Source organism: Bacteroides propionicigenes (assembly GCF_018390535.1).
GTDB classification, from domain to species: domain Bacteria; phylum Bacteroidota; class Bacteroidia; order Bacteroidales; family Bacteroidaceae; genus Bacteroides; species Bacteroides propionicigenes.
This window is the reverse complement of record NZ_JAHBBW010000004.1, coordinates 47,916-68,416: the sequence shown is the minus strand read 5'-3', so window position 1 is coordinate 68,416 and position 20,501 is coordinate 47,916. Positions and strand designations below refer to the sequence as shown.

At 43.2% G+C, this 20,501-nt stretch carries 21 protein-coding genes; 19 read left to right on the top strand and 2 right to left on the bottom strand.

What is annotated here, in order from left to right; genetic code table 11:
* Nucleotides 1–137 precede the first annotated feature (137 nt).
* From KG118_RS07110 to KG118_RS07020, 19 genes are all read left to right on the top strand, one after another.
* Complete coding sequence (locus KG118_RS07110; protein ID WP_117711760.1) at nucleotides 138–1,559, top strand: DUF3078 domain-containing protein; 1,422 nt, start codon at nucleotides 138–140, stop codon at nucleotides 1,557–1,559.
* Nucleotides 1,560–1,762: 203 nt separating this feature from the next.
* Nucleotides 1,763–2,182, top strand: coding sequence for a SoxR reducing system RseC family protein (locus tag KG118_RS07105; RefSeq protein ID WP_117711759.1), 420 nt, complete (start codon nucleotides 1,763–1,765; stop codon nucleotides 2,180–2,182).
* A 38-nt stretch (nucleotides 2,183–2,220) separates the two neighbouring features.
* Nucleotides 2,221–3,081, top strand: a complete 861-nt coding sequence (locus KG118_RS07100) for a Fe-S cluster domain-containing protein (RefSeq protein WP_117711758.1) — start codon at nucleotides 2,221–2,223, stop codon at nucleotides 3,079–3,081.
* 38 nt (nucleotides 3,082–3,119) lie between these two features.
* Nucleotides 3,120–4,457, top strand: a complete 1,338-nt coding sequence (rsxC, locus tag KG118_RS07095) for an electron transport complex subunit RsxC (protein ID WP_117711757.1) — start codon at nucleotides 3,120–3,122, stop codon at nucleotides 4,455–4,457.
* Between the two features lie 23 nt (nucleotides 4,458–4,480).
* Complete coding sequence (locus KG118_RS07090) at nucleotides 4,481–5,473, top strand: RnfABCDGE type electron transport complex subunit D (protein WP_117711756.1); 993 nt, start codon at nucleotides 4,481–4,483, stop codon at nucleotides 5,471–5,473.
* Entirely contained in the window at nucleotides 5,470–6,105 is a 636-nt protein-coding gene (locus KG118_RS07085; protein ID WP_117711755.1) for an RnfABCDGE type electron transport complex subunit G, read from the top strand. Before KG118_RS07090 ends, KG118_RS07085 begins: the two co-directional genes overlap by 4 nt.
* Nucleotides 6,106–6,120: 15 nt before the next feature.
* Nucleotides 6,121–6,705, top strand: coding sequence for an electron transport complex subunit RsxE (gene rsxE / locus KG118_RS07080; protein WP_117711754.1), 585 nt, complete (start codon nucleotides 6,121–6,123; stop codon nucleotides 6,703–6,705).
* Between the two features lie 29 nt (nucleotides 6,706–6,734).
* Nucleotides 6,735–7,313 (top strand): electron transport complex subunit RsxA, encoded by a 579-nt coding sequence (gene rsxA, locus KG118_RS07075; RefSeq protein WP_117711753.1) that lies wholly within the window; start codon nucleotides 6,735–6,737, stop codon nucleotides 7,311–7,313.
* Nucleotides 7,314–7,532: 219 nt separating this feature from the next.
* On the top strand, nucleotides 7,533–8,567 hold the full coding sequence (gene galE / locus KG118_RS07070; RefSeq protein ID WP_117711752.1) for a UDP-glucose 4-epimerase GalE: 1,035 nt from the start codon (nucleotides 7,533–7,535) through the stop codon (nucleotides 8,565–8,567).
* 830 nt (nucleotides 8,568–9,397) lie between these two features.
* Nucleotides 9,398–10,918: a F0F1 ATP synthase subunit beta gene (gene atpD / locus KG118_RS07065; protein WP_117711751.1), complete on the top strand. Its 1,521-nt coding sequence runs from the start codon at nucleotides 9,398–9,400 to the stop codon at nucleotides 10,916–10,918.
* 32 nt (nucleotides 10,919–10,950) lie between these two features.
* Nucleotides 10,951–11,196: an ATP synthase F1 subunit epsilon gene (gene atpC, locus KG118_RS07060; RefSeq protein ID WP_117711750.1), complete on the top strand. Its 246-nt coding sequence runs from the start codon at nucleotides 10,951–10,953 to the stop codon at nucleotides 11,194–11,196.
* 33 nt (nucleotides 11,197–11,229) lie between these two features.
* Entirely contained in the window at nucleotides 11,230–11,655 is a 426-nt protein-coding gene (locus KG118_RS07055; protein WP_117711749.1) for a hypothetical protein, read from the top strand.
* Nucleotides 11,639–12,745 (top strand): F0F1 ATP synthase subunit A, encoded by a 1,107-nt coding sequence (gene atpB, locus KG118_RS07050; protein ID WP_117711748.1) that lies wholly within the window; start codon nucleotides 11,639–11,641, stop codon nucleotides 12,743–12,745. Before KG118_RS07055 ends, atpB begins: the two co-directional genes overlap by 17 nt.
* A 53-nt stretch (nucleotides 12,746–12,798) precedes the next feature.
* Nucleotides 12,799–13,056: an ATP synthase F0 subunit C gene (gene atpE, locus KG118_RS07045; RefSeq protein ID WP_005653914.1), complete on the top strand. Its 258-nt coding sequence runs from the start codon at nucleotides 12,799–12,801 to the stop codon at nucleotides 13,054–13,056.
* A 12-nt stretch (nucleotides 13,057–13,068) separates the two neighbouring features.
* Nucleotides 13,069–13,569 (top strand): F0F1 ATP synthase subunit B, encoded by a 501-nt coding sequence (gene atpF / locus KG118_RS07040; protein WP_117711747.1) that lies wholly within the window; start codon nucleotides 13,069–13,071, stop codon nucleotides 13,567–13,569.
* A gap of 19 nt (nucleotides 13,570–13,588) precedes the next feature.
* On the top strand, nucleotides 13,589–14,149 hold the full coding sequence (locus KG118_RS07035) for a F0F1 ATP synthase subunit delta (RefSeq protein ID WP_117711746.1): 561 nt from the start codon (nucleotides 13,589–13,591) through the stop codon (nucleotides 14,147–14,149).
* Nucleotides 14,150–14,179: 30 nt separating this feature from the next.
* Complete coding sequence (gene atpA / locus KG118_RS07030; RefSeq protein WP_118324191.1) at nucleotides 14,180–15,763, top strand: F0F1 ATP synthase subunit alpha; 1,584 nt, start codon at nucleotides 14,180–14,182, stop codon at nucleotides 15,761–15,763.
* Nucleotides 15,764–15,815: 52 nt separating this feature from the next.
* A complete protein-coding gene (locus KG118_RS07025) occupies nucleotides 15,816–16,703 on the top strand; it encodes a F0F1 ATP synthase subunit gamma (protein ID WP_117711745.1) in 888 nt (295 codons plus the stop codon).
* 163 nt (nucleotides 16,704–16,866) lie between these two features.
* Nucleotides 16,867–19,074, top strand: a complete 2,208-nt coding sequence (locus KG118_RS07020) for an AAA family ATPase (RefSeq protein WP_117711744.1) — start codon at nucleotides 16,867–16,869, stop codon at nucleotides 19,072–19,074.
* Here KG118_RS07020 and KG118_RS07015 read toward each other — a convergent pair.
* A complete protein-coding gene (locus tag KG118_RS07015; protein WP_117711743.1) occupies nucleotides 19,071–19,652 on the bottom strand; it encodes an occludin in 582 nt (193 codons plus the stop codon). The two genes, KG118_RS07020 and KG118_RS07015, sit on opposite strands and share 4 nt — an antisense overlap.
* A 132-nt stretch (nucleotides 19,653–19,784) precedes the next feature.
* Nucleotides 19,785–20,501, bottom strand: coding sequence for a response regulator transcription factor (locus KG118_RS07010; protein WP_117711742.1), 717 nt, complete (start codon nucleotides 20,499–20,501; stop codon nucleotides 19,785–19,787).

Genomic DNA, 20,501 nt, shown 5'->3' with positions numbered 1-20,501 from the left:
ATAACAGTTTAGTGAAAACAATTATAAAAAGTGGAATATGCGTGTATAATAAGGTTCTGATAAACTTTCACTTCACTCCTTTTGTAATCTGAACATTTTGGTTTAATTTTGCGTTCAAATATAGATTTTAAGAAATTATGAGGAATAGACGTGTTTTAATAGGATTAGTTGCCGCACTATTTTCATTTCCGGTAATAGCCCAGGATTCTATAAAGAAACAGGCTGCAACGGAAAAGGCGGATACATTGTCGGGCATTTGGAGCCAAAATTGGATATTGAAGCTGCAACCGTACAATGAAGGATATCAATTGGATACAGTCTCGGTGTTGCATGAGAAATATTTTGGAGTGCTGAATTATTTAAATGATCCGGCCACTCCCGAACGCTATATTGCATACAACCCGGACTATTACCGTTTGTTTGTTCCCACTACCTATTATTATGCTCCAATGGAACGTTTGTCTCAGGTAAACTGGAGTTTTCAAAAGCCTGATACGGTACCGGCAATGACAAAAGAACTTTTGCCGTTTGATACATTGAGCTTCTTGTCGAAGGAAAATGCCAATAAGATAGTAGACCGTGTGATGCTGAATACCTATGTTAATCGCCCGGACTTAGTGGTAATGACTGAAAAGGAAATTAAAAAAACGAAAGTTTTCAAGGATAATATTGAAAAGGAAGTTTCTTCCAAGCCTTCCGTTGCCAAACTTTTTGCCCAAGAAAAAATGATAGGGGTGAAAGAAGAAGCGGAGGTGGTGATACAGAAACCTAACTGGTGGGTCACCGGAGGAAACGGTTCATTGCAAATTACGCAGAACTATATCTCCGATAACTGGTATAAAGGTGGTGAGAGCACAAATGCCGTGCTTGCCAATTTGCAGTTGTTCGCTAATTATAATGATAAGGAGAAAGTTCAATGGGAGAACCTGCTGGATGCTAAATTAGGCTTCAGTTCCGCCCCTTCCGATGAGTTTCACAATTATCTGGTAAGTACCGACCAACTTCGTATTTATAGTAAAATAGGTATTCAGGCTGCATCTAAATGGTATTATACAATTACTACCGAGTTTAAGACACAGTTCTGTCACGGTTATAAAGCGAACAGTGAGGAGTTGGTTTCCGCTTTCTTTGCTCCGGCAGACTGGTCGTCCAGTATCGGTATGGATTATAAACTGAAAAAGAAGAAATTTAATTTGTCTGTTTTCATGGCTCCGTTGACTTATATGTTGCGTTATGTGGGCAATAAGGAGGTAGATGAAGTAAAGTTCGGTTTGGACGAAGGCAAGTGTGTCAAACATAATTTCGGTTCTCAAATACAACCGACGCTGTCATGGACCATTATACCTTCCATTGTGCTGGATTCTCGTTTGGATTTTCAGACCAGTTATGAATGGACACGTATTGAATGGGAAAATACTGTGAATTTTGTACTGAACCGTTATCTTTCCACTAAGCTTTATGTACACGCCCGTTTTGATGACAGTGCCAAGCCAACCGAAGGAGACAGCTATTTTCAGGTAAAAGAATTGTTGAGCTTCGGTATCAATTACAAATGGTAAACCATACATATTGTTAACGACTAAAAAGAACGCCCCGTTGAATGAAAACGGGGCGTTCTTTGTGTGTTTTAGTAGAAAAAATAAAGAAAAATCACTAAAAACGGGAAAATGAACGTTTACGTACACAGAAAAAACAATCTAATCCCTTGCAGTTCGCAAATAATGCGTAAATTTGCCGCGATTTGTAATGCACACTTTGCAAAATGGCGAATACTATAAAACATCAGGGTATTGTGGAAAACATAAACGGTTCTCATCTTCAAGTGAGAATTATTCAGACTTCAGCATGCGCTTCATGTAGTATCAAGGGACATTGCAGTTCCGCCGATACGAAAGAGAAGCTCGTTGATGTTACCAATGACAGCGAAACAGCCTATCAGCCCGGTGACCGCGTATGGGTTATCGGTGAATTGTCAATGGGAGTGATGGCGGTTCTGCTTGCTTTTGTACTACCTTTCTTTGTTTTAATTTTTTCCCTTTTTATTTTTATGGCTATATGGAATGATGAACTGAGTTCCGCACTTTGTTCGTTAGCTCTCCTTATACCTTATTATTATATATTGTGGTTGAACAAGTCGAGGTTGGGAAAGAAGTTCTCTTTTTCAGTCAAACCAATGAACTAACTAATACATAAAATAAATAATTAATAAACAACTAATTTATGAATGTAATTCTGATTGCAGTAATTTCATTGGGAGCTATAGCACTGGTTTCAGCGGCTATACTTTATGTAGCTTCCAAGAAATTTGCCGTGTATGAAGATCCGCGAATTGCGCAAGTGGCAGCTGTGCTTCCCCAAGCAAATTGCGGTGGATGTGGTTACCCGGGTTGTAGCGGATTTGCTGACGCTTGTGTCAAGGCAGGTTCGCTGGAAGGTAAGCTTTGTCCGGTGGGTGGACAACCCGTTATGACGAAGGTTGCCGAAATCTTGGGATTGGATGCAGCAGCTGCCGAACCTATGGTTGCAGTAGTGAGATGTAACGGAACATGTGCCAACCGTCCCCGTATCAACCAATATGACGGTGCAAAGAGTTGTGCGATTGCATCTTCTCTTTATGGTGGTGAAACAGGATGTAGTTTTGGCTGTTTGGGTTGCGGTGACTGTGTGGATGCTTGTCAGTTCGATGCTATCCACATGAATCCCGAAACCGGGCTTCCGGAAGTGGACGAAGCTAAATGTACCGCATGTGGCGCATGTGCTAAGGCCTGTCCGAGAAACATTATCGAAATCCGTCCTCAGGGTAAGAAATCCCGTCGCGTGTATGTGCAATGTGTAAACAAGGATAAGGGTGCAGTGGCACGTAAGGCTTGTACTGTAGCTTGTATCGGCTGTGGCAAATGTGTGAAAGTATGTCCGTTTGAAGCGATTACTTTGGAAAATAATTTGGCGTACATCGATCCGAACAAATGCAAATCTTGCCGCAAGTGTGAAGAAGTTTGTCCGCAAGGTACAATTATCGCACTTAACTTCCCTCCACGCAAGCCGAAAACAGATATAGAGGCTCCGAAAGTAGAGGCATAATATTAAAAGTAATAAAACGACTAAAAATACAGAATTGTATGTTGAAGACATTTTCAATTGGTGGAGTTCATCCACACGAAAATAAACTTTCAGCACATCAGCCTATCGTGCAGGCAGAGATTCCGGCAAAAGCCACAATCTTACTGAGCCAGCACATCGGTGCTCCTGCAAAGCCTATCGTTGCTAAGGGTGATGTCGTGAAAGTAGGTACAAAGATTGCCGAACCCGGTGGCTTCGTATCAGCTGCTATTCATTCGTCTGTCAGCGGAAAGGTCGCTAAGATTGACACAGTTGTCGATGCCAGCGGATATGCCAAACCCGCTATCTTTATTGATGTAGAAGGAGATGAGTGGGAAGAATCTATCGACCGCACCGATACATTGGTAAAAGAGTGCAACCTCACTGCAGAGGAAATTGTGAAGAAAATTGCGGATGCAGGTATCGTTGGTTTGGGTGGCGCTTGCTTCCCTACACAAGTTAAGTTGTGTCCGCCTCCGGCTTTTAAGGCAGAATGTGTTATCATCAATGCCGTAGAGTGTGAACCGTATCTGACTGCCGATCATCAGCTGATGTTGGAGCATGCCGAAGAGATTATGGTGGGTATTTCTATCCTGATGAAAGCCGTAAAAGTGAATAAGGCATTTATCGGTATTGAGAATAATAAGCCCGATGCTATCCAGCTAATGACGAAAGTTGCTGCCGGTTACGCCGGCATTGAGGTTGTTCCTTTGAAAGTTCAATATCCGCAAGGTGGTGAAAAACAGCTGATTGATGCTGTAATCAGTCGTCAGGTTGCTGCCGGAGCATTACCTATCTCTACCGGTGCAGTCGTTCAGAACGTAGGTACCGCATTTGCTGTGTATCAGGCTGTTCAGAAAAATAAACCGTTGTTTGAACGTGTAATTACCGTAACCGGCAAATCTCTTTCCAAACCTTCTAACTTCCTGGCACGTATCGGTACGCCGATGAAGCAATTGATTGATGCTTGCGGTGGTCTGCCCGAAGATACAGGTAAGATAATCGGTGGTGGTCCGATGATGGGTAAAGCTCTGGTTAATACAGATGTACCGACAGCCAAGGGTAGTTCCGGTATTCTGATTATGAACGATAAAGAAGCTAAGCGCGGTGAGGCACAACCATGCATCCGTTGCGCCAAGTGTGTAGGTGCTTGCCCTATGGGACTGGAACCTTACTTACTGGCTACTGTATCGGCTCACGGAGATTTTGAAAGAGTAGAGAAAGAAGATATCATGTCATGTATCGAATGCGGCTCATGCCAGTTCACTTGTCCTTCCAACCGTCCGATGCTGGATTATATCCGCTTAGGTAAGGGAAAGGTAGGAGCAATGATACGTGCACGTCAAGTAAAAAAATGAAAGATTTAATTTAGTATAATCTTATGAATAAATTAATCGTATCCCTTTCGCCCCATGTTCACGGTGGTGACAGCGTGAAGAAGAATATGTATGGCGTGCTCATTGCATTGATTCCTGCATTTCTTGTGTCGCTTTACTTTTTCGGACTGGGTGCACTGATTGTTACGGCTACTTCCGTAGCTGCCTGCTTGTTCTTTGAATGGGCTATCGGCAAATTCCTGATGAAAAAAGAAACCACAACCATCTGTGACGGTTCTGCTGTTATTACCGGTGTGTTGCTGGCATTTAATTTACCTTCCAACCTTCCTATCTGGATAATCATCTTGGGCGCTTTGTTTGCTATCGGTGTGGGCAAGATGTCTTTCGGTGGTTTGGGTTGTAATCCTTTTAATCCGGCATTGGCAGGACGTGTATTCCTGTTGCTCTCTTTTCCGGTGCAGATGACTACATGGCCAGCTGTCGGACAGTTGACAGCCTATACGGATGCTACTACTGCCGCTACACCGCTGGCTATTATGAAAGGTGTAATCAATGGCGCTCCGGGTATGTCATTAAGTGATATTCCCGCATCTTTTGACTTGCTGATTGGTAATAATGGCGGTTGCTTGGGTGAAGTCAGCGCATTGGCTTTGTTGCTGGGATTGGCTTATATGTTGTGGAAGAAGATTATTACATGGCATATTCCTGTTTCTATTCTGGCTACGGTGTTTGTTTTCTCCGGCATTATGTATATGGTTAATCCGGAAATTTATGTATCTCCGGTGGTGCAGCTGTTGTCCGGTGGTTTGATGCTGGGTGCTGTCTTCATGGCTACGGACTATGTAACTTCTCCGATGAGCCATAAGGGAATGTTGATTTACGGTGTTTGTATCGGTCTGTTGACGGTAATTATCCGTTTGTTCGGTGCATATCCGGAAGGTATGTCATTCGCTATTCTTATTATGAATGCGTTCACTCCGCTAATCAACACATATGTTAAACCTAAACGCTTTGGGGAGGTAGCGAAGAAGAAATGAAAAAGTTAGAATCATCCTTAAAGAATATGTTGCTGGTACTTACGGGCGTTACTGCTATTTCCGTAGCATTGCTGGCTTATGTAAACGAACTGACGAAGGAACCTATCGCACAAGCCAATGCCAAGACATTGAGTGATGCTGTGAGTGCCGTAGTTCCGGGTTTTGATAATGATCCGATTGCAGAAAAGAAAACTCAAGAGGTGAACGGTGTTGAATACTCTGTATATCCTGCCACAAAAGAAGGTAAATTCATCGGTGCAGCTGTTGAAGCAACTTCTATGGGCTTCGGTGGTGAACTGAAGGTTCTGGTAGGTTTCGATGCTGAAGGTAAGATTATTGATTACTCTTTGCTGTCGCATGTGGAAACTCCGGGATTAGGTTCCAAAGCCGCAGATTGGTTCAAGAAAGGAAATAAGGGAGATATTACCGGTATGAATCCGGGAGAAGCTCCTCTGACTGTAAGTAAAGACGGTGGTAAAGTGGACGCTATTACAGCTTCTACCATTACTTCACGTGCGTTTTTGAATGCCGTGAATGTTGCATATGCTGCATATGCTGGTCAAAATACGGCAGATAGTGCTACGGGAGCTACTATTAAAGTTGAACTCACTGATTCTATCAGTGCTAAATAAGAAAGGAGTAGAGATATGAATAATTTTAAAGTATTGATGAACGGGATTATTAAAGAGAATCCTACGTTTGTGCTCCTGCTTGGTATGTGTCCTACCTTGGGTACTACTTCGTCCGCTATCAACGGTATGGGCATGGGATTGGCTACAATGTTTGTGCTCATCTGTTCTAATGTGGTAATTTCGGCTATTAAGAACTTAATTCCGGACATGGTGCGCATTCCTTCCTTTATTGTTGTAATTGCATCATTCGTAACTCTGCTGCAAATGGTGATGCAAGCTTATGTTCCTGCGCTTTATGCAACATTAGGCTTGTTTATCCCGTTGATTGTGGTAAACTGTATTGTATTAGGACGTGCCGAAGCTTTTGCTGCCAAGAATAATCCGGTGGCATCGCTTTTTGACGGTCTGGGTATGGGGTTAGGCTTTACTATTGCATTGACTTTGCTCGGTGCTGTTCGCGAATTCTTGGGTACAGGCAAGATTTTCAACCTTACGATTCTTCCCGAAGAATACGGAATGTTGGTATTTGTCCTTGCTCCGGGTGCGTTCATTGCTTTGGGATATCTCATCGCATTGGTTAACAGCTTTAAGAAAGCATAATTTGTAATTCATAATTAGTAATTGATATTATGGAATATATATTGATATTTATCTCGGCAATCTTTGTCAATAACATCGTGTTGTCGCAATTCTTGGGTATTTGTCCGTTTTTGGGTGTATCCAAGAAAGTAGAGACAGCGTTAGGAATGTCAGCGGCAGTAGCATTTGTGCTTACTATTGCAACAATCGTAACGTTCCTCATTCAGAAGTATGTGCTTGATGCTTTCGATTTAGGATATTTGCAAACTATCACCTTCATCCTTGTGATTGCCGCATTGGTGCAGATGGTAGAGATTATCCTGAAAAAAGTGTCTCCTTCTCTATATCAGGCTTTAGGTGTATTCTTGCCTCTGATTACAACGAACTGCTGTATCCTTGGTGTGGCTATCCTTGTTATTCAGAAAGACTATGATTTATTGACCGGTGTGGTTTATGCATTCTCCACTGCTCTTGGTTTTGGCTTGGCATTGACACTTTTTGCAGGTTTGCGTGAACAGATGAGTCTGGTAAACGTGCCGAAAGGTATGCAGGGAACTCCGATAGCTTTGATTACAGCCGGTTTGTTGGCGATGGCATTTATGGGCTTCTCCGGTGTAGTTAAAATCTAAGATATATCCGGGAATTAGTATAAAGCGAGGAAACTACTCTCTCCATAAAAGCAGAGGGTAGGTTCTTCGCTTTATTTTGTTTTATGGGGAGTTATCGTACACGGTAGGGGTAAGATAATCTTTAGTTAATTTTCTCCTTCATGTATATATGTATTCTGAATTTATTTCCTTACATTTGTAGCCTAATGATAACCTAAAAGCTAAATTATCTATTTTAATATGAAAGAAAAAATTTTGGTTACAGGTGGAACAGGTTATATTGGTTCTCATACTGTTGTAGAACTTCAGAACGCAGGTTATGAAGTTATTATTATCGATAATCTGTCAAACTCCAGTGCAGATGTCGTAAATAACATTGAAAAGGTATCGGGTATTCGTCCTGTATTTGAAAAGTTGGATTGCTTGGATTATGCAGGTCTTGATGCTATATTTACCAAATATAAAGGTATTAAAGCAATTATCCATTTTGCAGCAAGTAAAGCTGTGGGAGAGTCCGTAGAGAAACCGTTGCTTTATTATCGTAATAATCTGGTTTCTTTGATAAACTTACTGGAACTGATGCCGAAACATGGAGTGGAAGGTATTGTATTTTCTTCTTCTTGTACAGTATATGGTCAGCCGGATCAACTTCCCGTAACAGAAGAGGCGCCTATCAAAAAAGCGGAGTCGCCTTATGGGAATACCAAGCAGATAAACGAAGAGATTGTTCGTGATACAGTTGCTTCCGGTGCACCTATTAATGCTATTTTGTTGCGCTACTTTAATCCGATTGGCGCTCATCCTACAGCCTTGCTTGGGGAACTGCCCAACGGCGTGCCGCAGAACCTGATACCATATCTTACTCAGACTGCTATCGGTATCCGTGAGAAACTGAGTGTGTTCGGTGATGACTATGATACTCCTGACGGTTCTTGTATTCGCGATTTCATCAATGTGGTAGATTTAGCAAAGGCTCATGTTGTAGCCATTCAACGTATATTGGAGAAGAAACAAAAAGAAAAAGTGGAAGTATTCAATATTGGTACGGGACGGGGGCTTTCTGTTTTAGAGTTGATTAATGCATTTGAAAAAGCGACCGGTGTGAAGTTGAACTATCAGATAGTGGGTCGTCGTGCCGGAGATATTGAAAAGGTGTGGGCTAATCCGGAATTGGCTAACAATGAATTAGGCTGGAAAGCAGAAGTGGGTATTGAAGATACTTTACGTTCTGCATGGAATTGGCAATTGAAACTTCGTGAAAGAGGTATTCAATAAGAATAAACGGATTTGTTTTTATTAACAAATAGAAAATAAACAAATGCCTCCCCGCATTTGTTTATTACATGCAAATCAGCCTGAAGCTGCTTATGTGTATGTGAATATCCATAACCGGTACATATGCCTCCCCGGCATAGACAGGTAAGATTGCATAGTAGTTTTGTCGTGTTTTATTTTGTGTTTGTGTTGTGAATAAGCCTTGTCGAGAGACAGGGCTTATTTTTTGTGTATTGGGGTTGGCAGCATTTCATGGTTCAGTAGAGATTATTCAGCCAACAAAGACCTGTTATATCCCTTCCACCCTTCCGAAACCTCCTGTTTATACGGGGTAGCGGGTGGAACGCGCTTTTTGCTTCCCCAATGACGCATCTTAGCTTCCCAAACCTCACACCTCAGCTCCCTTAACCACGGGCATTTGTCCTGCAAACCACAGGCATTTGAGGAGCTGAGGTGTGAGGTTTGGGAAGCTGAGATGCGTCATTGGAATTACCGAGATGTGTAGTCTGTGATATTAGGTGCATTACTAATTGTTAATCAACGTTATTATATATGGAATAAATTGTTCCTATTGTAGTATAAAACGTTCAAAATCGTATAATTTATAGAAAAAAAGCTTCTAAGGAGAACAATTAGACGTGATTTGTTTATACATTTGTGAGGTTGCTTATGTAACTATTTTGAATGAACAAACAGCCTGGTGCAAATGTTAATAGGGCAAAGTGAAATTGAGTGATGAAGGACGCGACTTGGCTGGTAGAAGATTACACGCGACGACTTACAACTTTACTAGATAATAATTAAGAAAATAGAATATAAAAAGATTGCTTATGTCACAGATTATTGGACATATCTCTCAGGTTATCGGACCTGTTGTAGACGTCTATTTTGAAGGTACGGAGGCAGAACTGATGCTGCCAAGCATTCACGACGCACTGGAAATAAAAAAGAATCACGGTAAGAGGCTGATTGTAGAAGTACAACAGCATATTGGTGAAAACACCGTAAGAACCGTAGCTATGGATAGTACGGACGGCTTGCAAAGAGGTATGAAAGTTTACCCGTTGGGCGGACCAATCACTATGCCGATAGGAGAGCAAATTAAAGGCCGCTTGATGAATGTAGTAGGCGACTCTATCGACGGAATGAAAGAGTTGGATCGTGCCGGTGCATATCCCATTCATCGCGAACCCCCAAAATTTGAGGATTTGACTACTGTACAAGAAGTCCTTTATACAGGTATCAAAGTTATTGACTTGTTAGAACCCTATAGTAAGGGTGGTAAGATTGGTCTGTTCGGTGGTGCCGGTGTGGGTAAGACTGTACTTATTCAGGAATTGATTAATAATATTGCCAAGAAGCAAAATGGTTTTTCCGTATTTGCCGGAGTAGGAGAGCGTACCCGTGAGGGTAACGACTTGTTAAGAGAAATGATTGAGTCCGGTGTTATCCGTTATGGTGAAGAATTTAAAAAAGGAATGGAAGAGGGGCATTGGGACCTTTCTAAAGTAGACTATAATGAAGTGGCCAAATCGCAGGTATCTTTGATATTCGGTCAGATGAATGAACCGCCGGGTGCACGTCAATCCGTTGCATTGTCAGGTTTAACAGTGGCGGAGTCTTTTCGGGATATGGGCTCCGAATCGAACGGTCCGCGTGATATATTGTTCTTTATTGATAATATTTTCCGTTTTACCCAAGCCGGTTCTGAAGTATCTGCATTGTTGGGACGTATGCCTTCTGCTGTAGGCTACCAGCCGACACTGGCAACGGAAATGGGTGCTATGCAAGAACGTATTACTTCTACACGTAATGGGTCTATTACTTCTGTGCAAGCTGTTTATGTACCGGCTGATGACTTGACCGACCCTGCACCTGCCACAACTTTTACACACTTGGACGCAACAACCGTATTGAGTCGTAAGATTACCGAACTGGGTATTTATCCGGCTGTTGATCCATTGGAGTCGACCTCGCGTATTCTTGATCCGCACATTGTAGGGCAGGAACATTATGAAGTGGCCCAACGTGTAAAACAGATTCTGCAACGTAACAAAGAATTGCAGGATATTATTTCAATCTTGGGTATGGAAGAATTATCCGATGCTGACCGTACGTTGGTGAACCGGGCACGTCGTGTACAGCGTTTCTTGTCCCAACCGTTTGCTGTTGCCGAACAGTTTACTGGAGTTCCCGGTACAATGGTTTCCATAGAAGATACTATCAGAGGCTTTAAAATGATTTTGGATGGTGAAGTGGATTATCTGCCAGAACCGGCTTTTTTGAATGTAGGAACTATTGAGGAAGCGATAGAGAAAGGCAAGAAGTTGTTGGAGCAAGCAAAAAAGTAATCGGAGTATTTAATTTTCAATAGACTAAAGAGATGAAGGGACTGCATTTGGATATTGTGTCACCGGATAAGGAAATATTCAGTGGTGAGGTCAACAGTGTTACTTTGCCGGGTACGCTTGGTTCGTTTACTATATTATCGAACCATGCGCCTATTGTGTCATCGCTGGCAACCGGTGCATTGGCTTATGTTACAACGGATGGAGAAGAACATGTGCAGGATATCCATGGCGGTTTTGTGGAGATGAACGGCAATAAAGTTTCGGTTTGTGTAGACTGACCCTTTTGATTTCTAACCTTAAAATGATTTGACGTGAGTATTACAAAACGAAACTATTTGTGGCAGGTAGCGCTCTTGACCGTGTTGGTAGGTGGTATAGGTGGCTGGGTTTACTATTCAGTATTTCCGCATCATTATTTTGGTGGTTATCCGCTGATACCGATCTTCTTCTTGGTCTTTGGCGTATTTATGATAAACATGGTCGAAAGTTGCCGCTATCGGATGCCGGGACGTATGTTGCAGATATACTTGCTGATGCGTGTTATGAGGATGCTTGCCTCTATTATTGTGATGTTGGTGTATTGTGTTGCGGTACGTGAGGAAGCCAAAGGCTTTTTGCTGACGTTTATCGCAAACTATCTGATATATTTGATTTATGACTCTTGGTTTTTCTTCACTTTTGAAGCTAACCGAAAGTTGAAAAAGAAAATGAGAAAAGAAAATGAAACAATTGCGTAACATACTAACCGGAGTATTATTGGTGATAGGACTGTTACTACCAGCTGCTGTGCAGGCTGATAGTATTCCTGCAGAACAAGAGAAGGCTACGGTGAACGTAAAGGAAATCGTATTCGGTCATATTGGCGATTCGTACGAATGGCACATTACTGCTTTTGGAAAAACGCAAGTTATTGTTCCTTTGCCTGTCATTCTATATAGCAATACAACGGGATGGCATATGTTCCTGTCTTCCCGTTTGGAAGAGAATGGTGGATGTTATGAGGGCTTCTCCATTGCTCCGGAAGGCAGTAGGTACGAAGGAAAATTGATAGAATATGATGCTGCGGGTAATGAGGTGCGTCCTTGGGATTTGTCCATTACGAAAGTTGCGTTAGCATTGCTTATCAATAGTGTGTTATTGCTCGTTATTATTCTGGGTGTAGCCCAATGGTATCGTAAGCATCCGCAAGGCAGTGCAGCTCCGGGTGGCTTCATCGGATTTATGGAAATGTTTATTATGATGGTGAATGATGATATTATAAAAAGTTGTGTAGGACCAAAGTATCGCAAGTTTGCACCATACTTGCTAACTGCATTTTTCTTTATTTTCATAAATAATATCATGGGATTGATTCCTATATTTCCCGGAGGGGCCAATGTCACCGGAAATATTGCTATTACAATGGTATTGGCTATTTGTACATTCCTTGCCGTTAATATTTTTGGAACCAAGACATATTGGAAAGAAATTTTTTGGCCGGATGTGCCTTGGTGGTTGAAAGTACCTGTACCTATGATGCCGTTTATTGAGCTCTTTGGTATTTTTACAAAACCATTTGCACTGATGATTCGTCTTTTTGCCAATATGCTGGCAGGACACATGGCTATGTTGGTGCTTACTTGTTTGATATTCATATCGGCAAGTATGGGACCTGTTTTGAACGGGTCGCTGACGGTAGCTTCGGTATTGTTCAATATCTTTATGAACGGATTGGAGTTATTGGTTGCCTTTATCCAAGCATATGTGTTCACTATGCTGTCCGCTGTGTTTATCGGTTTGGCTCAGGAGGAACACAAAGAAAAGGCGGGCGAGAAGGTGATAAAGTGATAAAATTGAGAATATAAAACATTAATAAAATAATCATTTAAAAACTGAAAGTTATGTTACTATCTGTATTATTACAAGCTGCTGCGGCAGGGGTTGGAGTTAGTAAATTAGGTGCAGCGCTCGGCGCTGGTTTAGCTGTTATCGGTGCCGGTATGGGTATTGGTAAGATTGGTAGTTCTGCCATGGAAGCCATAGCACGCCAGCCGGAAGCATCGGGAGATATTCGTATGAACATGATTATTGCCGCTGCCTTGATTGAAGGTGTTGCTTTGTTGGCAGTTGTTGTGTGTCTGTTGGTATTCTTCTTATAAAAAAATAAAATTATGTCATTGTTATTACCTGATAGTGGTCTGCTGTTCTGGATGCTCCTTTCATTCGGCGTGGTTTTTGTGGTATTGGCTAAATATGGTTTTCCTGTCATTACAAAAATGGTGGAAGGTCGTAGAACCTACATAGACCAATCTCTGGAAGTGGCACGCCAGGCTAACGCCCAACTCGCCAAATTGAAAGAGGAGAGTGAAGCGCTGATTGCTGCTGCGAACAAGGAGCAGGGACGCATCATGCGGGAAGCAATGCACGAGCGTGACAAGATTATTATCGAAGCACGTAAACATGCGGAAGCCGTTGCGCAGAAAGAACTGGATGATGTGAAACTGCAGATTCAGCAAGAAAAGGAAGAGGCTATTCGTGATATTCGTCGTCAAGTTGCTGTACTATCGGTAGATATAGCAGAAAAAATTATCCGTCGTAACTTGGACGAAAAGCATGAACAAATGGAAATGATTGACCGTATGCTGGATGAAATGCTGACGGCTAATCACTAATCAGTAACCTTTAGAAAAAATGGATATAGGAATTGTTTCGATGCGATATGCAAAGGCTCTTATGGAGTATGCTAAAAGTACGGGTACGGAAGACAGGCTGTATGCAGAGATACGTATGTTGAGCCGAAGTTTTGAGAAGCACCCCGATTTGCGTACTGCATTGGAGAATCCGGTTTTGCCGATGCAGGAGAAATTTTCGCTTATCTGTACTGCAGCTGTGGGAAATGCTCCCGCCGAACGAGAGTTAACCCGTTTCATTACACTGGTATTAAGAAACAGGCGTGAGTCATTTTTACAATATATATGTTTGAGTTTTCTGGATTTATACAGAAAGAGCAGGCATATCGGTGTTGCGAAACTGACGACTGCCGTGCCTGTAAGCCGTGAAATAGAGGAACGTATTCGAAATAGTGCTTCCCATTTGTTACATGCCAAAATGGAGTTGCAGACAGATGTTGATCCATCTATTGAAGGCGGCTTCGTTTTCGACATCAACGATTTCCGTTTGGATGCGAGTATTGCTACTCAGTTGAAGAGAGTGAAACAACAGTTCATTGATAAGAACAGGAGAATTGTATAACACTAATCTAATTAATCACTAAATAAAATGTTGTCTGAAAATATAAAAGTAAGCGAAGTCTCCGATATTTTGCGCAAACAGTTGGAAGGTATTGATACCCGTGTGCAACTGGATGAAATCGGTACGGTACTGCAAGTCAGCGATGGTGTTGCACGTATCTACGGATTGCGCAATGCCGAAGCAAACGAGTTGCTGGAATTTGACAACGGTATCAAAGCTATCGTGATGAACCTTGAGGAAGACAATGTAGGTGCTGTATTGTTGGGACCTACGGACAAAATCAAGGAAGGGTTCGTGGTGAAACGTACCAAACGTATTGCCTCCATTATGGTAGGAGAAAGTATGTTGGGGCGTGTTATCGATCCGTTGGGCGCACCGTTGGATGGCAAAGGACTGATAGGCGGTGAACTCTGTGAGATGCCGCTGGAACGTAAAGCACCGGGGGTTATTTTCCGTCAGCCGGTAAACCAGCCGTTACAGACCGGTTTGAAAGCCGTTGATGCTATGATTCCCATCGGTCGCGGACAGCGTGAGCTGATTATCGGTGACCGCCAGACGGGTAAAACTGCCATTGCTATTGATACCATCATTAATCAGCGTGCCAATTATGAAGCCGGTGATCCGGTATATTGTATCTATGTAGCCATCGGTCAGAAAGGCTCTACGGTGGCATCTATCGTAAATACACTGCGTGAATACGGTGCAATGGATTATACTATCGTTGTGGCAGCTACAGCGGGCGATCCGGCTGCATTGCAGTACTATGCTCCGTTTGCAGGTGCTGCAATTGGCGAGTATTTCCGTGACACCGGTCGTCATGCACTGGTTGTTTATGATGACTTGTCCAAGCAGGCAGTGGCATATCGCGAGGTGTCTCTGATTTTGCGCCGTCCCTCAGGGCGTGAGGCGTATCCGGGTGATATTTTCTATCTGCACTCCCGTTTGTTGGAGCGTGCGGCAAAAATTATCAGTCAGGAAGAAGTGGCGCGTGAGATGAACGACCTGCCCGAAAGTCTGAAAGGCAAAGTAAAGGGAGGCGGTTCATTGACAGCGCTTCCTATTATTGAAACGCAAGCGGGTGACGTGTCAGCTTATATCCCGACAAACGTAATTTCCATTACGGACGGACAGATATTCCTCGACACAAACCTATTCAATCAGGGCAACCGTCCGGCTATTGATGTGGGTATTTCTGTGAGTCGTGTAGGTGGTAATGCCCAGATTAAGGCGATGAAGAAAGTGGCGGGTACATTGAAGATAGACCAGGCTCAGTATCGCGAATTGGAAGCATTTACCAAATTCAGTGGTGATATGGACCCTGTAACAGCATTGACTATTGATAAGGGACAAAAGAATACCCGTTTGTTGGTGCAGCCTCAGTATAGCCCGATGCCCGTAGAGAAGCAGATTGCTATTCTTTATTGCGGTACCCACGGTTTGCTGAAAGATGTACCTTTGGATAAAGTGAGCGAGTTTGAACGCAGTTTCCTCGAATTCCTTGAAAGAGATTATCAACTGGAAGTGCTCGACGTACTGAAGACGGGCGTCATTGATGATAAGGTCTGCAAGAAGATAGAAGAGACAGCGGCAAAGGCAGCCAAGCAATTTATGTAGATGGCGGTTAGATATCCAACCGCTAATCACTAACACCTAATCACTATATAAAATGGCTTCACTGAAAGAGGTAAAAAATAGAATAAGCTCCGTCAAGAGTACGCGTCAGATAACTTCGGCGATGAAGATGGTAGCATCTGCCAAACTGCACAAGGCGCAAGGGCGGATTGAGAATATGCTGCCTTATCAACGGAAGCTGAACGAGATTCTGACAAACTTCTTGAGTACAGATGTTACGGTAGAGTCGCCCTATACCAACGAACGTCCGGTAGAGAGGATAGCGATTGTGGCATTCTCGTCCAACTCGTCCTTATGTGGTGCTTTCAACTCTAATGTGGCGAAGATGTTGGAACGTACATTGGAAGACTATAAATCATTGGGTAGGGAGAATATCTTGATATATCCCGTAGGTAAGAAGGTGGAAGAAGCCGTAAGGAAATTGGGTTATGAACCGCAAGGCAGTTATCAGGAAATGGCTGACAAGCCTTCGTATGTGCAGGCTTATGAACTTGCGGGACTCTTGATGAAAGAATTTTTGGAGGAACGCATCGACAAGGTGGAGTTGATTTATCATCATTTTAAATCTACCGGGTCACAAGTTCTGACAAGAGATAAGTATTTGCCTATCAACTTGGAAAAGGTAGCGGAAGAAGCAACCGAAGCCACCGTGGAGAAGAGCCGTTTCAATAATGATTATATTGTAGAACCCTCTGCAGCACGGTTGATAGCTGAACTTCTTCCTAAAGTTCTGAGCCAGAAGATTTACACGGTTTTGTTGGATTCGAACACTTCCGAGCATGCAGCCCGTATGCTTGCTATGCAAGCGGCTACGGACAACGCCAATGAACTGATTCAGGACTTGACAAAGCAATATAACAAGAGTCGTCAGCAAGCGATTACGAATGAATTGCTGGATATTATCGGCGGTAGTCTGAAATAATTTTCTCAGCGAAGAGAAAAATATAAGAGGTTATGTTCCAAAAGGATATAACCTCTTATATTTATGTCTGCCGTTTGTCCCGCAAAAAACATCCGGGCAATTCCCTCTTTCTTCTTATATTTGTACTACCTTTACCACTCGTAAAAACAAACTGAAAAGAATAATGGAGCAGAACTCTGAGTTAGCGCTTGCATGGCAGTTCATTGAAAACACAGGCACTCATCTTTTTTTGACAGGTAAAGCAGGAACAGGTAAAACAACTTTCTTACGTAAACTCAAGCAGGAGAGTCCTAAACGCATGGTCGTTATTGCGCCTACGGGCATCGCGGCTATCAATGCAGGCGGTGTCACAATCCATTCTTTCTTTCAGCTTCCCTTCGCACCTTATGTACCCGAAAGCTCGTTCAGTACGAATGGAAAGGCCACCTACCGTTTCCGTTTCGGTAAAGAGAAAATCAATATCATACGTAGCATGGACTTACTGGTGATTGATGAAATCAGTATGGTGCGTGCCGACCTGTTGGATGCGGTAGATGAAATGCTTCGCCGTTACCGTGACCGCCACAAGCCGTTTGGCGGTGTGCAACTATTGATGATTGGCGATTTACAACAACTGGCACCCGTGGTGAAGGATGAGGAATGGCAGATGCTGAAGAAGTATTACGACACTCCCTATTTTTTCTCCAGCCGGGCATTGAAACAGACGGAATATTGCACTATCGAACTCAACACCGTATATCGGCAGAGTGACGGAACTTTCTTGAACTTATTGAACCGCATTCGCGAAAATCATTGCGACCCTCAAGTATTGGAAGCGTTGAACCGTCGTTATCTTCCCGGTTTCCAGCCCCGAAAAGAGGAAGGCTATATTCGTTTGGTTACCCATAACTATCAGGCGCAGCGTATCAACGATTATGAGTTAGAACAGCTTTCGGGCCGTTCCTATGCTTTTCGTGCCACGATTGAGGGGAAGTTTCCCGAATATTCATACCCCACGGACGAAGTCCTTGAACTGAAAAAAGGCGCCCAAGTAATGTTTGTAAAGAATGATTCGTCCGGCGAACACCGTTACTACAACGGCATGATTGGTGAAGTTTCTGATGTTTCCGCCAACAGTATTGAAGTGTGTGCCAAGGACAGCGGCGAATCTTTCTTACTGCAAGAAGAGGAGTGGACAAATGCAAAATACGTATTGGACGAAGAAAGCAAGGAGATTGTGGAAGATATTGAAGGGACTTTCCGTCAATTTCCTTTAAAACTGGCATGGGCCATTACCATCCATAAAAGTCAGGGGCTTACGTTTGAGCGTGCCATAATCGATGCCAGTTCATCTTTTGCACATGGGCAGACGTATGTGGCTTTGAGTCGTTGCAAGACGTTGGACGGTTTGGTGCTCAGCGCCCCTCTTTCTGCAAAGGCCGTTATCAGTGACCAAGCGGTAGACCGCTTTACGGAAGAAGCCCGCAGAAACGAACCGGATGAGAATCGTTTCCATTCATTGCAACGAACCTATTTCCACGAACTGTTGTCCGGACTATTCGATTTCCAACCGTTAGAGCAGGCGTTGCAACACTATATACGCCTGATTGACGAGCATCTTTATAAGCTCTATCCCAAACAGTTGGGTGCATACAAAGAAGAAGCGGAACGTTTTCACAAAAAGGTGGTGGAAGTAGCGCAGAAGTTCGGTATGCAATACAACCGTCTGATTGACGCTGCACAGAACTATGCTACGGACAAGACATTGCAGGAGCGAATTGTCGCAGGAGCCAATTACTTCAGAAAAGAAATGGAACCCCAATACCTTGTATTGATAAGAGAACAGATTCTTGCCACTGACAATAAAGAATTGAAGAAACAGCTGAATGCAGCGAAAGAAGAACTGAATACTCTTTTCCTACTGAAAGACGACCTTCTGGCTTACGTTATGGAAAACGGATTCCACACAGCCGACTATTTAAGGCAGAAAGCGGTACTCTCTATCGGCGACCGTGCTATCTCCGGAAAAGAAGATTTGAAACGGAGAGGTATGTCGGAGGCGGTAGAGAAGCATATACAGGAGCGGAAGAAGAAAGAATCAACTGCAACTGCCATTCAAGTTCCGTCAGACGTGCTGCATCCCGAACTATACGACCGGTTGGTAGCGTGGAGAAACTCGGAAGCATCCCGATTGGGGCTGCCCGTTTATACGGTTATTCAGCAAAAAGCAATTTTAGGTATAAGCAATTTGCTGCCGGCAGATAAAGCCATGCTTGTCCGCATTCCTTATTTCGGAAAGAAAGGAGTAGAGAAATACGGAGATATAATTCTGGAAATGGTGCGTGTGTACCGTAACGAAAAGGGATTGGCAGAACCGGAACTTATGTTTTAAAACGGTGTCCTGTTTCCTTGCTGCACTTCGATGCGTATGCCGAAAGCGCCGTTGGAAGATTTCATCTCGAATGCTCCCTTGAAGTTATTCCTTTCCCAAGGCAGTGCCGAACGGTTGGGCACTTTCCAACCGTCTTTGTCGTACTCGCCATAAGTATTGATGCGCATACCGTTTTTCAGTTTGAAGCTGCCCATTTGCAGATTCTCCGGTGACGACCAGAATCCGGTCAGTCCGAACGGGTTCATACTGTAAACGGTGGAATTGGTAAGTGAAAATACATTTGAAAGCCCTTGTGAGTAGATAGCGTTCGGATTAAGACGGAATAGTCTACCGTAGTCTTTGCTTGCATCCGGTATTTCCAGCGTAAACTTAGGCAGGCGGGGCGCTTCCATTTTCATTAAACTCATATCTAAGAGAAAGCCGTCATAATTCTTCACTTCAGGCATAAGCATCCCTTCAGGCGGAGTGCCGTCGGGCAAGGCATTGGAGTGTATGCTGTCACCTTTCACTTCGCTTTGGGCATACAGTGGGGCAGCGCTTACAAGTAATGTGATGATAAAAAAACAAATTCGTTTCATTGTTCCATTCAACTATTCTTAATGGAGCCTTCTCCAATTAATTGGCTTGACTCTTTAATCCTTTAACTCCTCATCTCTTAACTACAAAGATAAATCTTTCCAGCCATTCTCCGAATTTTCTTTAAGTAAATATTAAAAAATCAGTTTATATCCTATTCCCCGTACATTTACAATGCGGATTCGGTCGTCCAGCGCAAGTTTGTGGCGTAATTTGGTGATGAATACGTGCAAGCTGCGGGAATTGAAAAAGCTGTCGTCTCCCCAAAGGTCCAGTAAAACATTCTGAGTGTTGACCACTTGGTTACGGTTTTCGCAAAGGCGTTTCAGTATTTCCGATTCCCGGTGGGAGAGCTCCACTTCCGTAGCAGCTTGCGGAGATACGGCGGTTCCTACATACGACAACCGTTGTGTGACAGAGTTAAAACGGTAATCTCCTATCTCAAAGTCGGTGACTTCTTTGGGTGCCGCTTCTGTGAAGCTGAAAGCCCTGCCAGCCAGTGCTTTGATGCGTATAATCAGTTCCTGCATACCGAAAGGTTTTTTCAGATAATCGTTTGCGCCGAGTTCAAAGCCCTCTACGACATCATTGATGGCAGAACGGGCAGTAAGAAAAAGTACCGGTGTATGCTTGTCCGTCTGACGGATGTGGCGTACCATTTCAAAGCCGTCCATGCGAGGCATCATGACGTCTGCCACAAGTACATCGGGACGCAGGTCGAAGAATTGGCGCAATCCCTCTTCGCCATCGGCAGCGGTGTATATAATGAAGTCTTGTCCTTCCAGTGTATCTTTAATAATCATGGCGAGGGTTTCTTCATCCTCAACTAATAGAACTTTTATTTTATCCAT

Bases quoted from the DNA above. Each gene is read 5' to 3' on its own strand.
- rsxA (WP_117711753.1), top strand. From the start codon at position 6,735: ATGGAATATATATTGATATTTATCTCGGCAATCTTTGTCAATAACATC.
- atpF (WP_117711747.1), top strand. From the start codon at position 13,069: ATGTCATTGTTATTACCTGATAGTGGTCTGCTGTTCTGGATGCTCCTT.
- KG118_RS07085 (WP_117711755.1), top strand. From the start codon at position 5,470: ATGAAAAAGTTAGAATCATCCTTAAAGAATATGTTGCTGGTACTTACG.
- atpB (WP_117711748.1), top strand. From the start codon at position 11,639: ATGAAACAATTGCGTAACATACTAACCGGAGTATTATTGGTGATAGGA.
- rsxE (WP_117711754.1), top strand. From the start codon at position 6,121: ATGAATAATTTTAAAGTATTGATGAACGGGATTATTAAAGAGAATCCT.
- atpE (WP_005653914.1), top strand. From the start codon at position 12,799: ATGTTACTATCTGTATTATTACAAGCTGCTGCGGCAGGGGTTGGAGTT.
- rsxC (WP_117711757.1), top strand. From the start codon at position 3,120: ATGTTGAAGACATTTTCAATTGGTGGAGTTCATCCACACGAAAATAAA.
- KG118_RS07090 (WP_117711756.1), top strand. From the start codon at position 4,481: ATGAATAAATTAATCGTATCCCTTTCGCCCCATGTTCACGGTGGTGAC.
- KG118_RS07100 (WP_117711758.1), top strand. From the start codon at position 2,221: ATGAATGTAATTCTGATTGCAGTAATTTCATTGGGAGCTATAGCACTG.
- KG118_RS07025 (WP_117711745.1), top strand. From the start codon at position 15,816: ATGGCTTCACTGAAAGAGGTAAAAAATAGAATAAGCTCCGTCAAGAGT.
- KG118_RS07010 (WP_117711742.1), bottom strand. From the start codon at position 20,501: ATGGATAAAATAAAAGTTCTATTAGTTGAGGATGAAGAAACCCTCGCC.
- atpD (WP_117711751.1), top strand. From the start codon at position 9,398: ATGTCACAGATTATTGGACATATCTCTCAGGTTATCGGACCTGTTGTA.
- atpC (WP_117711750.1), top strand. From the start codon at position 10,951: ATGAAGGGACTGCATTTGGATATTGTGTCACCGGATAAGGAAATATTC.
- KG118_RS07035 (WP_117711746.1), top strand. From the start codon at position 13,589: ATGGATATAGGAATTGTTTCGATGCGATATGCAAAGGCTCTTATGGAG.
- KG118_RS07020 (WP_117711744.1), top strand. From the start codon at position 16,867: ATGGAGCAGAACTCTGAGTTAGCGCTTGCATGGCAGTTCATTGAAAAC.
- KG118_RS07110 (WP_117711760.1), top strand. From the start codon at position 138: ATGAGGAATAGACGTGTTTTAATAGGATTAGTTGCCGCACTATTTTCA.
- galE (WP_117711752.1), top strand. From the start codon at position 7,533: ATGAAAGAAAAAATTTTGGTTACAGGTGGAACAGGTTATATTGGTTCT.
- KG118_RS07105 (WP_117711759.1), top strand. From the start codon at position 1,763: ATGGCGAATACTATAAAACATCAGGGTATTGTGGAAAACATAAACGGT.
- KG118_RS07015 (WP_117711743.1), bottom strand. From the start codon at position 19,652: ATGAAACGAATTTGTTTTTTTATCATCACATTACTTGTAAGCGCTGCC.